A 12,129-nucleotide genomic window follows, 5' to 3' on the forward strand; every position below is an offset into this window, starting at 1 on the left:
TAGTTTTTACCTTAATTATATTCATGAGGTTTACTAAAAAAATCTACAGCAAATTTCCGGAAATGTATAGCTGCTTGCGATAAAAAGTGCTTTCTGCTCCATGCGATGCCAAAAGAGCGTTGACATAGTGGTTCTGTTATTTTTAATTGAACAATTTCTGTATTTTGACTTCTTCTGCCTAAGGAGAGAGGGAGGGTGAAGGTGATTCCTAGTCCCATTTCTACTAGGGTTTGAATGGCGCTTACTTCTTCAAGCTCAAACGTAATTTGAGGTTCAAATCCAGCTTGTCGGCAAAATTCATCTGAAATTTCACGGAAATTATATCTAGAAGATAAAGAAATGAAATTCTCACCTGCAGCTTCTATCAAAGAAATACTCTTTCGATTAGCAAAGCGATGATTCTTGGGCACAGTTAAACATAATTCTTCTTCTGCTAAGGTATGCCACTCGATATCTGGTCCGGTAACAGGTGTAGATGATATGCAAAAATCAATCGCTGCACTCTCTAAATCATTTCTCATTTCTAACGCAGAGCCGAGCTGACGTTGGATGATCCGTACATGCGGATGAAGGGTAAGAAATTCTTTTAGTAAAGTGGGCAATACATACGGGAGTGTGGCCGCAATGGAAATTACACCATGTTCAAGTCCAGCCATATCTGTGAGCTCACGCTGTCCTTCTTCAAGTTCCATAAAAGCTTGCTCGACACGTTGCAGATAGGTTTTTCCGAATTCGTTCAATTTTATATTTCTGCCTTGTCGCTCGAATAAGGGAACACCTAAGTTTTTCTCTAAACGCTGTATGGAATTACTAAGGGAGGGCTGAGATACATTTAATTCTTTTGCGGCCTTAGTCATGTGTTCATGGCGTGCAACTGCCTGAAAATATTGAAGCTGAAGGAATTCCATAACAAAAACCTCACTTTACTTATAACTCTAATGTGATCTATCGATCATATAATATGTATTTTACTTAATTAATTTTCAGTCCTATACTATTGTAACATATAAAAAGTTATAGGTAGGATGGAGAGAGTCTGTTGTGATTAGAGAGAAAATATGGACCCGGAATTTTATTGTTGTTTGCTTAAGTAGTTTTTTTATGTTCCTGACCTTTTACGTTCTGGCAACTGCATTCCCGTTATACGTAAAGGAAAGCTTACACGGGAATCAGCAGCAAATGGGGTTAGCGATTACTATCTATGTAATAGGGGGAGTTTTGATCCGTCCTTTTTCGGGACAATGGGTCGATAAATTCGGCAAAAAGAAAATGGCGGTTATTGGGCTAACCATATTTCTAATCGCCTGTATTGGTTACTTCGGATCTAATGGAATTGTATTATTCCTGGTAATTCGTTTCCTACACGGAATGAGTTATGCTGTTGCCTCGACAGCTACTAGTACAATAGCCTCGACGCTAATTCCTTATTCACGTCAAGGAGAAGGCATCGGTTATTTTAGCATGTTTATGAGCATTGCTATGGTCATTGGACCCGCATTGGGTCTTTTTCTCTGGAAAGATGAGAATATTAATGTACTACTGTTAGGCGTGTGTGTGATTGCCGCTCTCTCGCTGTTATTCACGTTAGGTGTTCGGATGCCAAAAGAAGATAAGGCTAACGTTATTGAAGCTGTTAAGAAACCTGCTAAGACGCGAAAAGGGCTTCGCTGGAGAGACGTAATCGAGCCGAAAGCCTTGCCGATATCACTTGTCGGATTTACGCTTGCTTTTTCCTACAGCTCCTTGTCTGGATTTATAGCTTCTTTTACGAAAGAAATTCATCAATCACAGCTTACTGGTTATTTTTTTGTGGCTTTTGCAATTATGATTGTATTGTTTCGCCCGGTTATAGGTAAAGTATTCGATAAATATAATGAGCATATTCTCATCTATCCCGGAATTCTAATCTTCGCCGTTGGATTGCTTAGTTTAAGTCAAGCTCGGTCTGGTTTGATGTTAATGATGTCTGGTGTCATTATGGGAATTGGATATGGTGCACTTATGCCATGTTTCCAGACTCTTGCGCTTAAATTAGCGGCTAAAGATCGTAGAGGTAGTGCGAATGGGACCTTTTTCTTGTTATTTGATTTGGGTTATGGAGCGGGCTCGTATTTCATGGGTTTAATTGCTTCTTATACGGATTACCGAATGATGTATGAGGTTGCGGGGGGAGTAACACTTCTTTCGCTTGCTGCGTACTATTTGCTTCATCATGTACCTCAGGCCAAAGCTAAGCTGCACATACAAAAATCAAATATAGACGTTGTATAAATAGATGGTCTTGGCTGTATGATATAATTATTAGAAAAAAATATGGGGAGAACTGTATGACTACAATCATTGATAAAATTGCATGGATTCATATTCAGAATGGACAAGTTTTGTGTGCGCGTTCCAAAGGGAAAGATACCTATTATTTGCCTGGAGGAAAAAGAGAAGCTGGAGAAACAGACGAGGAGACGCTCGTGCGCGAAATCGAGGAAGAGATCTCTGTTCGTATTAAACCAGAAACCATCTCCTATTTTGGAACCTTTGAAGCGGAAGCTCACGGTAAAGCTGAAGGCGTCATAGTAAAAATGACATGTTATATCGCGGATTTTGAAGGTACACTTAGTCCTGCGTCGGAAATTGAAGAGTTATCCTGGTTATCTTATAAGGATCGAAATCGTGTTTCAGTCGTTACACAGATCATTTTCGATCAATTGCATGAGCATAAATTACTTTCCTAATCCACAATTTAAAGTTCTGAAAGCCCGTTTTAAGCCTAAGAGATGGCTTGAGGCGGTCTTTTTTTTGAAAATATACGAAAGGCTTATAGGGGCAACAACATCGTTTATTTTGCTTTGGGACAGATGTCCTTTTTTAAAGGCCTGAATTGCTTTTTAATATGTAAGAGATCGAAGTTGAGGAGAGAGAGAAATGAGAGGAATTATATTTGCGTTTTTAGCGGGGGCTTGTATCACTCTGCAAGGAGTATCTAATGCTCGAATTAGTCAAGATATTGGGACTTGGCAAGCTGCGACAATTACACAGTTAACAGGATTTATCATGTCGTTACTAATCCTTTTATTTGTTAGAGATGGGAAATGGCAAGGATTAAAAGAAGTAAAACCATTATATCTAATTGGCGGATCTTTTGCCGCAGTCGTTATTTTCAGTGAAGTCACTGCCATTCAACAGATTGGCGTTACTTTTACTATATCGACATTGCTCATTGCACAGCTATGCTTGACCTTCTTAATTGATATTAAAGGCTGGTTTGGGATGGAAAAACGACAAATGAGACTCCCACAGTTTATTGGAATAGGGTTGATGATTGCTGGAGTAGTGATTTTGAAATTCTGAGAATACAATCAACAACTGGAGGAGTTACGTTATGATTTTAGGGTTAATATTAGCGCTTGTCGCGGGTTCATTCGTTAGTTTACAAAATATTTTTAATACGAAGGTTAATCAAAAGGTTGGATCTTGGGCCACAACGACGTTAGTATTAGGGTTGGGTTTTCTGGCTTCCTTTATTATGAGTCTTATCTTTGAAGGCGGCCGAATATTTACTTTGCGAAATATGGAGCCTTGGTACTGGATCAGCGGATTGATCGGGGTGGGTGTAGTAATCTGTCTCGTGCAAGGCACCAAACGTCTTGGGCCAACCTATGCGATCTCGATCGTATTAATCTCTCAGCTTGGGTTTGCTTTATTGTGGGATTCCCTCGGCTGGTTAGGGCTTGAAAAGGTTCCATTCACCTGGAAGCAGTTGGTCGGAGTACTCGTGATTGTTGGCGGTATTCTAGTGTTTAAGCTAGGGGGTGCCCGGGAGACTCAAAAGTCGGCTTAATTTATCCTCAGACTCATGTTTGTCAAAATAGAAGTGATGTCAGTCACACGAGAGTGAAAGCAAATCAATCTATACTTTGGGAAAGTAGTAACTCAATTATAAATAAGGAGCAGATCATCCAATGTTCATACAATTGAACTCTCTAACTACAGAAAAGTTAAATGAAAACCTTGGTGAACGACCAGGTTATTTTAAATTGTTCTTCGATACAGAGGGCTGTGGTTGTAATGGCGTGATCGTAATTCAGATTATTAGTGAACCCCATGCTACAGATATTGAAGTTCAGAAAGAGCCCTTTACTTTTTTTGTGGACCGTCAACAGGAATCTTTATTTGATGAACAGATGCGACTTGAAGCAGATGAGAATTACCCGTCATTCAGATTAAGTAGTGATTCGGGCCTGTTAGGAAGCAATATTCGAGTAAAAGATATTCGCTGAGTAGAGCACTGCTACACTAAAAACCAGAGCATTTGAGATCATCTCTCAATGCGCTGGTTTTTTAAATTTCGTTCCTATATATGGCACTTGCAATTCGTTTCTTACCCATTGGATTTTTTCATAAAAGCTATATGGTCTATTTTGCTGTTCACCAGTGTAATTAACTGTTCTGCCATGTAGCTCGCCGAATATTTGAAATTGACTTCAGCCCAGTGCATAATGACACCTACTGTAGCAGACATTTGGTAACTCAACATAATTTCATAATCCACAGGAGCAGCATCAGCTTCTATCTCAATTCGCATATCCTCACGCATGGATTCCCGTAAACGGTCGAACAGTTCAACAGTCATTTTCCCTCGTTCCACTGCGGATAAGGCTAAAAACTCCGCTTTATGCCCCTCAATATATTCGAACAGCTGCAGAATGGAAGGGAAGACCTCCGTTGCCTCAATACGTTCCAATCCCTCATAAGGGTCTAATAGCGCCTCTCCTATACCCTGTAGAAATTCATCATGTATTTCCTTAAGCAAAGCCTCTTTACTCTCAAAATGTTTATAAAAAGTCCCTCGATTGTAATCCGCTCGATTAGTCACGTCCAATATCGTAACTGAATCATAGCTATTTTCCAATATTAGCTCAACGAATGCAGATTTCAGAGCTTGGCGTGTTCTTCTGGTTCTTCTGTCTTCATGTTCTTCCTGTATCAAAAAAACTACCTCCAGCTATGATCTTTTTATCGTTCATTTATAGTTCTTACTTTAAAAGTAACAAAAGATCAGCTAATGTTCAAGATTTAGACATAAGTAAACACGTAGAGCAAGTATGTTGGTTAGGCGACATTACTTAAAATTCTGATTATTGAACAGGTTAACTAATGGGGTGTACTCTAGTAATAGAGATAGGTTATCCCATCTCCTAAGACTATAATATATAGCCAATTCATAACAAAGGATGCGAACATACAATGAGTGAATCATATGTAAAAACTGCTGTAATTACTGGAGCTGCAGGTGGAATCGGTAAAGAGCTTGCCCGTCGATTGTCTGATCGTAAACTGAATCTTGTACTTGTCGATCTGAATGAAGAAGCGATAAAAAATGTCATCCAAGATTTAGGCTTAAATGAAACTAACTCTTTAGCTGTAGCTGCGGATGTCTCTAATGAAGAAGACGTTCAGAATTATGTTAATAAAGCGGTAGAGAAATTTGGAACCATTGATTATTTTGCAAACAATGCCGGAATTGAAGGTCCAGCAGGTCAAATCGAAGAGCTTAACGTTAAAGCACTTGATCTTGTATATAACGTCAATGTTCGTGGTGTATTTCTTGGACTACATTATGTAATTCCTGTGATGAAAAAACAAAAATCAGGTGCTATTCTGAACACTTCTTCTCTGGCAGGACTCATGGGTGCACCAGGTATGGCCCCTTACATTATGTCTAAGCATGCTGTAATTGGTCTGACTCGCGTAGCTGCAAATGAGCTTGCACCACTTGGTATTCGTGTAAATGCGGTACTCCCAGGAACGATCAATACACAAATGATGCGTAAAATTGAAAATAATTTTGGAAGCGCAGAAGAATACAAGGCAGCTAACGAAGCTGCAACACCTATGGGACGCTACGGAGAACCGCAAGAGGTTGCCGCTGTGATGAACTTCCTTCTGTCGGATGAGGCTTCATTCGTAACGGGTTCTCTATATACAGTCGACGGTGGTATGATAGGTCAATAATGCAAGCTGATTTCGATCATTAAGGATACTCCAAATAAAGGATTGGGCCTGTGCGTCAAGCATTGGGTCCAATTCTTTTTTATTTAGGATACCCGGATCGGATTTTATAATAAGCAATTTGCTGAATTATCTTATAGAATATACAAAGGGGATTTAATCTTTTTAAGTATTGATCAGTGATTTAGATAAATTGTTGGCGAGGAGTGTTCATATGCATGAATTATCTCATAATATAAAATCCTTGCATCCCCTTACTCCATACCAACGCGCTTTTTGGTGTTACAAGTTGATCTACAAAAATCCAGCCCGGATTATTTCCCTCGATAATGGAGAGAATTTCAGGAGGCGATCACACCAATGAGTTATTTATTAAGAGCTTAGATAGTTATATATCCAGTCATATTGCACCGAGGATGAAAAAGCTTGGGCTGGAGTATTTTGAAGTCTCAGGTCAACACAATGAATGGAATCTGGCATTGATGTTTCCTTCTAGGAAGCTATATCCTTTTGAACAAATGGTGTTCAAGTTATTCCACAAGCCCGTTGAGTCCCTTAATAATGCGATTAGAATTATAAATCTTAAAATGCTGGACTGGGAGGACTTAGATCTAAAGAATATAGAATTTGTACATGATAATATTGATTTATTCTGGTCATCGAAAGAAGACTTTAGGGCAAAAGGCTATGGATATGCTGCTGTTGAGGGAACTGAGATTATGGGTGTATGTTATTCTAGTTTCGTTACGGAGGATACACATGCTATCGGAATTGAAACTCTCTCCAAGTATCAGAATAGAGGAGTGGGGACTCATTTAGCGGCCTTAGTAGCGGAGGATATACTTACAAATGGTTTTACACCTTACTGGGACTGTTCATTAGATAATGAAGCTTCCCGAAAGCTAGCGCTCCGTTTAGGATTTCAGCAAATTCATCAATATAAGTGTAGTGCTTTTTCAATATGACGGTTTCGCAAATTATTAGGTTAGGATGAACATTGATGAGAATATTGCTCGTAGAGGACGATAGAACGATTGCTTCAGGACTTGAATATTCCTTGCAGCAGGATCATTTTGAAACTATTTTATGTTATGATGCAACCTCTGCTAGGAGGGTGTTGGCGGAGCGGTTATCTGAAGTAACACTTTGCATTTTTGATCTCTCTCTACCGGATGGCAGCGGATATGATCTGTGTAAGATCGTGAAGGAGCGGAGCGATATTCCGGTCATCTTTTTAACTGCGATTGATGACGAAGTTAATGTAGTGATGGGACTTGATATGGGAGCAGACGATTACATAACTAAGCCATTTCGGATTCGCGAGCTGTTATCACGCATTAAATCGGTGTTAAGGAGATATAACAAGCAGGCTCAAACTCCATCTAATTTTGAACTAGAGAATATACGGATTAATACGCTTGAAGGAAAAGTTTATAAGAACGGCGATGAAGTTCTGCTAACAGCATTAGAATATCGTCTGCTTCTGATATTTGCTAATCATGTGGGACAAGTCCTTTCCAGAAATCAGCTGTTAGAGCGGATTTGGGATGTCGCCGGAGAATTTGTAAATGATAATACATTGTCTGTGTATATTAAACGCTTAAGGGAAAAGTTAGAGGATAACCCGCAAGAACCCACACTGATCAAAACAGTACGCGGTTTAGGGTATAAGGTTGGTGATTAGATGTTACGAAACAGAGAATTTAGATGGTTATTACTAACGATGACTACGATCAGCCTTCTGGCGATTATAGGAACGGCATTTATTTCATCAGCAGCGATGGGGATCACGGCGGTAACTTCAGTTCTGCTTATAGGTTGTTGTTTATTATTTACCCGCTGGAGATACCGCGAAATTGAGAAGCTTTCAGGGTATCTACGTCAAATTAGCAGCGGTAATTATTCGCTCGATGTTCGTGATAATCAGGAAGGCGAGCTTAGTATCCTGAAAAATGATATTTATAAGGTGACGTTGATGTTATCGGAGCAGCGTTTGCTTTTGCAAGAGGATAAAATAAAGCTTACCAATGCGATCTCCGACATCTCCCATCAGCTCAAAACACCACTTACCTCCATGACCGTGATGGCAGATTTATTAAGCGATCCTGATCTGGACGTTGAGAAAAGAATAGAATTTACGCGGAAAATCAGCCTTCAGCTCGATCGGATTGGCTGGTTGGTTTCTTCATTATTAAAGTTCTCAAAGATCGATGCCGGAACCATTCAATTTAAAAAAGATTCAATAAAAGTAAAGAAGCTTGTTCAGAAATCTATGGAGCCCATACTGATTCCAATGGATATTAAGGAGCAACGGATCCTAATCGAAGGTGAAGACGCTACCTCATTTATAGGCGATTACAATTGGACAACTGAGGCGATGATTAATATTCTGAAAAACTGTGTAGAGCATACACCTGCTGGGGGAGAGATTGCGATTTCTTTTGCAGAAAACACGCTGTTCACGGAAATTGTCATTACTGATAATGGCAAAGGAATTCCTAAGGCAGAGATCCCCTATATTTTCAAACGATTCTACAAGGGTACAAATGCAAACGAAGACAGCGTTGGAATCGGACTTGCCTTGGCGCAAAGTATTATCACTGAACAAAACGGCACGATTGATGTGGTGAGTGAAGTAGGAAAGGGGACACAATTTCGGATCAAATTTTACAAGCAAGTGATTTAACACTTATGGCTTAGTGACTAGAATGTCACTTAAGAGTCACTGAAGAGTCATTGTAGACAGATATACTGATCTCATCAACAAATGGGGGTCTAACAATGGATATTTTAAAGATTGAACATCTGTCTAAAACATATGGTAAAGGCGAGACCGCAGTAAAGGCTCTGGATGATGTATCTTTTTCAATTAAAAAAGGTGAATTCGTAGCGATTATTGGACCATCCGGCTCAGGAAAATCAACGATTCTGCATTTATTAGGTGGGGTGGATAGACCGACAAGTGGTAAAGTATTTGTAGATAACACGGATATTTATGATTTGAATGAAACACAGCTGGCGATCTTTAGACGCAGACAAATTGGTCTTATTTATCAGTTCTATAATCTCATACCGGTGCTGACGGTTGAAGAGAATATCACACTTCCGTTGCTGCTCGATCAGCATAAAGTGGATAAGAAGCAATTTGCAGATACCGTGAAGGCGTTAAATTTGGAAAATCGTTTAAACCATCTGCCGAATCAGCTATCAGGCGGACAGCAGCAGCGGGTATCCATAGGCAGAGCATTAATTAGTAACCCTGCAATTATGCTGGCAGATGAGCCAACTGGTAATCTTGACAGCAAGAATAGCAGTGAAATTATTGAATTATTAAAAATGTTTAATAAAACGTATAATCAAACACTGATTGTGATTACTCACGATGAACGTATTGCCTTGCAAGCAGATCGGGTTATTACTATTGAAGATGGAAGGATCGCTAAAGATGAGGTGATTCGTCCGTGAATATCGTAAACAAATTAACTATAAGACATTTGAAACAGAATAAGCGAAGAACATTGGTAACTATCATTGGAGTTATCATTTCAGTAGCTATGGTAACGGCTGTGGCGACGTTAGGTTTTTCTTTTATGGAATTAATGAAGAAGCAAAGTATCTCTACAAATGGAGAATGGCATGTCCAATATAGAAATGTTACTAAAGCTCAGCTCAAAGCGATAGAAACAGATGATGCGACAAAAGCCCTAGTGATCTCCAACGATCGTGGCTACGCCCCTTTAGAGGATGGGAAGAATGAGAATAAACCCTATTGGTATATCAAGGAATATAATGCAGCTGGTTTTAAACAATTTCCGATTGAACTGCTGGAAGGTAGACTCCCGAAGACAAACCACGAAGTAGTCATTTCTGAGGAGATTGCAAAGAATGCAAAAGTCTCTTACAAGATTGGTGAAACTTTAACGCTTGATGTGGGTGAACGTGTCACTAGCGATGATGAAAATAGTGGCCAACCCCTATCTCAGAATGAACGATTACGGACTGAAGAGGATACCTTGCTTGAAAAGATTATTCATAAAAAATCAATGAACTATACGATTGTGGGAGTGATAAAACGTCCTACTTGGGAACCAACATGGTCTCCGGGTTATACTGCCATAAGTTATGTGGATGAAAGCATGATTGGAGCAGCTGAAAAAACCACAGCGACGGTTGTATTAAAAAAGGTGGACAGCTCCATATACAAGCATGCAGAGGAATTGGCAAAAGAAAATAAGATCGAGTCGATCTCTTATAATAATAGTCTGCTCCGCTATTATGGTGTGACGAATAACGATGGCTTACGTAACACACTTCTTTTATTGTCAGTAATTATTATGGTTGTGATTATCATTGGTTCCGTTTCTTTAATCTATAATGCTTTTGCAATCTCTGTCTCGGAGCGTGCACGTCATTTAGGGATGCTCTCCAGTGTAGGGGCTACAAAGTGGCAAAAGCAGAATTCAGTGTTTTTTGAAGGAATGATTATCGGTTTAATTAGTATTCCAATTGGGATCATTTGCGGTATAGCAGGCATCGGGATCACTTTTATGTTTATCAATTCGATGATTAAAGATGTATTAGGGATAACTGAGAGATTAATGTTGATTGTTACACCTCTGTCTCTACTAACCGCTTGTTTAGTTTCAATACTGACAATTTTTATATCCACCTATCTTCCAGCCAGAAAGGCTTCAAAGATCTCGGCAATTGATGCGATCAGACAAACAACCGATGTTAAGCTCTCAGGTAAAGCGGTGAAAACATCCAAGTTCGTGCGCAGATTGTTTGGTATTGAAGCAGAAATTGGTTTGAAGAATTTAAAGAGAAATAAACGCAGGTACCAAGCAACCGTGTTCTCACTTGTCATTAGTATTGTTTTATTTTTATCTGTATCAGCGTTCACTTCTAATATGAGAAGATCGGTAGAACTCTCACAGGATGGTTTGAACTATGATATCCAAGTATATATGGGGACTGAGGACGCTCAAAAAGTGGACCGGTTGACGAACTCGATATCCAAATTACCTAATATAACGGAATATAATGTGACTAAGGAACTCAGTGTGAGTTCATGGATTGATGAGAAAAATATGGCAAAAGAATTGCAAGAGATTGTGCAGGCGGATAAGAGTGTTCTAAAGAACGGGAAATATCCTTACTATATTCAGATCTATGCACTAAATGAACAGAGTTTGAAAACCTATGCAGAAACGGTCGGTATAAATTATGAACAACTAACGAAGCTTGATCAGATGACTGCTATTGTGAATGATACGGTTACCTTTGAGGATGAGAAAGCTAAAAAAATTGTTGAGACCAAAGCTTTTCACTCTGAAGTCGGCCAAAAGCTTGAGCTTATTTATACGGATTGGGATACCAAAAAAGAGACGAATTTATCACCAGTAAAAATTGTCGCTCTAACTGATAAACGTCCAATGGGAGTACATTCAGCAATGGTTGGTGGAATAAACATCATCGTCTCTAAACAAGTCTTCGATAAACTAACAAATGATGCGATGAGCAAAGATATTCAAAGCCGGCTTAACTTGAACAGCACAAACCCATTAACGACACAACAAGCCATAGAGGAAATGAAAGAGCGGAATATCTATGTTCAAAATGTGTATCAAAATAGACAAAATAGTGAGCAGATGATCATGTTAATGTCTATTTTCACCTATGGTTTTATTGCTTTGATTACTTTAATATCAATTGCGAATATTTTTAATACGATATCAACTAGCATATCTCTTCGTAAAAGAGAGTTTGCGATGCTGAAGTCTGTGGGCATGACGCCAAATGGTTTTAATAAAATGATTAATTACGAAAGTGTTTTTTATGGAATAAAGTCACTACTATATGGGCTTCCGATTAGTATAGTTATTATGTACTTGATCTATAGATCAATGATGAGCAGCTTCTCTTATGGATTCACACTTCCGTGGATGAGTATCTTGTGTGTCATATTGGCAGTGTTTATCATCGTTAGCGCAGCTATGTTATATTCAAGCTCAAAAGTGAAAAAAGAGAACATTATCGATGCATTGAAACAGGAAAATATATAACTATTAGCCCATCATTGCCGCGTTTAACGCGGCTTTTTTGTGTCATATCTGACACGTT

13 protein-coding genes are annotated in these 12,129 nt (G+C 39.1%); 11 read left to right on the forward strand and 2 right to left on the reverse strand.

What is annotated here, in order from left to right:
• Positions 1-11: 11 nt before the first annotated feature.
• Complete coding sequence (locus MHI32_RS14320) at positions 12-908, reverse strand: LysR family transcriptional regulator (protein WP_076125828.1); 897 nt, start codon at positions 906-908, stop codon at positions 12-14.
• Between the two features lie 133 nt (positions 909-1,041).
• On the opposite strand from MHI32_RS14320, the gene MHI32_RS14325 reads away from it, so the two are divergent.
• From MHI32_RS14325 to MHI32_RS14345, 5 genes are all read left to right on the forward strand, one after another.
• Entirely contained in the window at positions 1,042-2,271 is a 1,230-nt protein-coding gene (locus MHI32_RS14325; protein WP_340012575.1) for an MFS transporter, read from the forward strand.
• Between the two features lie 56 nt (positions 2,272-2,327).
• On the forward strand, positions 2,328-2,729 hold the full coding sequence (locus MHI32_RS14330; RefSeq protein ID WP_076125824.1) for an NUDIX domain-containing protein: 402 nt from the start codon (positions 2,328-2,330) through the stop codon (positions 2,727-2,729).
• A 190-nt stretch (positions 2,730-2,919) separates the two neighbouring features.
• The gene (locus MHI32_RS14335) at positions 2,920-3,345 is read left to right on the forward strand and encodes a DMT family transporter (RefSeq protein ID WP_076190424.1); all 426 of its coding nucleotides are present in this window, start codon (positions 2,920-2,922) and stop codon (positions 3,343-3,345) included.
• Positions 3,346-3,376: 31 nt separating this feature from the next.
• Positions 3,377-3,835: a DMT family transporter gene (locus tag MHI32_RS14340; protein WP_076125820.1), complete on the forward strand. Its 459-nt coding sequence runs from the start codon at positions 3,377-3,379 to the stop codon at positions 3,833-3,835.
• A gap of 121 nt (positions 3,836-3,956) precedes the next feature.
• Positions 3,957-4,274 (forward strand): iron-sulfur cluster biosynthesis family protein, encoded by a 318-nt coding sequence (locus MHI32_RS14345; protein ID WP_076125818.1) that lies wholly within the window; start codon positions 3,957-3,959, stop codon positions 4,272-4,274.
• Positions 4,275-4,375: 101 nt separating this feature from the next.
• Here MHI32_RS14345 and MHI32_RS14350 read toward each other — a convergent pair whose 3' ends face one another.
• Positions 4,376-4,984 (reverse strand): TetR/AcrR family transcriptional regulator, encoded by a 609-nt coding sequence (locus MHI32_RS14350; protein WP_076190423.1) that lies wholly within the window; start codon positions 4,982-4,984, stop codon positions 4,376-4,378.
• Between the two features lie 257 nt (positions 4,985-5,241).
• Here MHI32_RS14350 and MHI32_RS14355 point away from each other — a divergent pair, with 257 nt between their 5' ends.
• The 6 genes from MHI32_RS14355 to MHI32_RS14380 all read left to right on the forward strand — a co-directional run bounded on the left by MHI32_RS14355 (position 5,242) and on the right by MHI32_RS14380 (position 12,071).
• Entirely contained in the window at positions 5,242-6,009 is a 768-nt protein-coding gene (locus MHI32_RS14355) for an SDR family NAD(P)-dependent oxidoreductase (protein ID WP_076125815.1), read from the forward strand.
• A 326-nt stretch (positions 6,010-6,335) separates the two neighbouring features.
• Positions 6,336-6,971, forward strand: a complete 636-nt coding sequence (locus tag MHI32_RS14360; protein ID WP_340012576.1) for a GNAT family N-acetyltransferase — start codon at positions 6,336-6,338, stop codon at positions 6,969-6,971.
• Between the two features lie 35 nt (positions 6,972-7,006).
• Positions 7,007-7,690 (forward strand): response regulator transcription factor, encoded by a 684-nt coding sequence (locus MHI32_RS14365; RefSeq protein ID WP_076125811.1) that lies wholly within the window; start codon positions 7,007-7,009, stop codon positions 7,688-7,690.
• Entirely contained in the window at positions 7,691-8,692 is a 1,002-nt protein-coding gene (locus tag MHI32_RS14370; protein WP_076305504.1) for a HAMP domain-containing sensor histidine kinase, read from the forward strand.
• Positions 8,693-8,787: 95 nt separating this feature from the next.
• Positions 8,788-9,471 (forward strand): ABC transporter ATP-binding protein, encoded by a 684-nt coding sequence (locus tag MHI32_RS14375; protein ID WP_076125806.1) that lies wholly within the window; start codon positions 8,788-8,790, stop codon positions 9,469-9,471.
• Positions 9,468-12,071, forward strand: coding sequence for an FtsX-like permease family protein (locus MHI32_RS14380; RefSeq protein WP_340012579.1), 2,604 nt, complete (start codon positions 9,468-9,470; stop codon positions 12,069-12,071). Before MHI32_RS14375 ends, MHI32_RS14380 begins: the two co-directional genes overlap by 4 nt.
• Positions 12,072-12,129: the final 58 nt, after the last annotated feature.

This window comes from Paenibacillus sp. FSL H7-0690 (genome assembly GCF_037980415.1).
Taxonomy (GTDB): domain Bacteria; phylum Bacillota; class Bacilli; order Paenibacillales; family Paenibacillaceae; genus Paenibacillus_AQ; species Paenibacillus_AQ odorifer.

Excerpts from the sequence above, each read along its gene's own strand:
- MHI32_RS14340 (WP_076125820.1), top strand. The coding sequence starts at position 3,377 with ATGATTTTAGGGTTAATATTAGCGCTTGTCGCGGGTTCATTCGTTAGT.
- MHI32_RS14360 (WP_340012576.1), top strand. The coding sequence starts at position 6,336 with ATGGAGAGAATTTCAGGAGGCGATCACACCAATGAGTTATTTATTAAG.
- MHI32_RS14370 (WP_076305504.1), top strand. The coding sequence starts at position 7,691 with ATGTTACGAAACAGAGAATTTAGATGGTTATTACTAACGATGACTACG.
- MHI32_RS14330 (WP_076125824.1), top strand. The coding sequence starts at position 2,328 with ATGACTACAATCATTGATAAAATTGCATGGATTCATATTCAGAATGGA.
- MHI32_RS14345 (WP_076125818.1), top strand. The coding sequence starts at position 3,957 with ATGTTCATACAATTGAACTCTCTAACTACAGAAAAGTTAAATGAAAAC.
- MHI32_RS14365 (WP_076125811.1), top strand. The coding sequence starts at position 7,007 with ATGAGAATATTGCTCGTAGAGGACGATAGAACGATTGCTTCAGGACTT.
- MHI32_RS14320 (WP_076125828.1), bottom strand. The coding sequence starts at position 908 with ATGGAATTCCTTCAGCTTCAATATTTTCAGGCAGTTGCACGCCATGAA.
- MHI32_RS14355 (WP_076125815.1), top strand. The coding sequence starts at position 5,242 with ATGAGTGAATCATATGTAAAAACTGCTGTAATTACTGGAGCTGCAGGT.
- MHI32_RS14335 (WP_076190424.1), top strand. The coding sequence starts at position 2,920 with ATGAGAGGAATTATATTTGCGTTTTTAGCGGGGGCTTGTATCACTCTG.
- MHI32_RS14375 (WP_076125806.1), top strand. The coding sequence starts at position 8,788 with ATGGATATTTTAAAGATTGAACATCTGTCTAAAACATATGGTAAAGGC.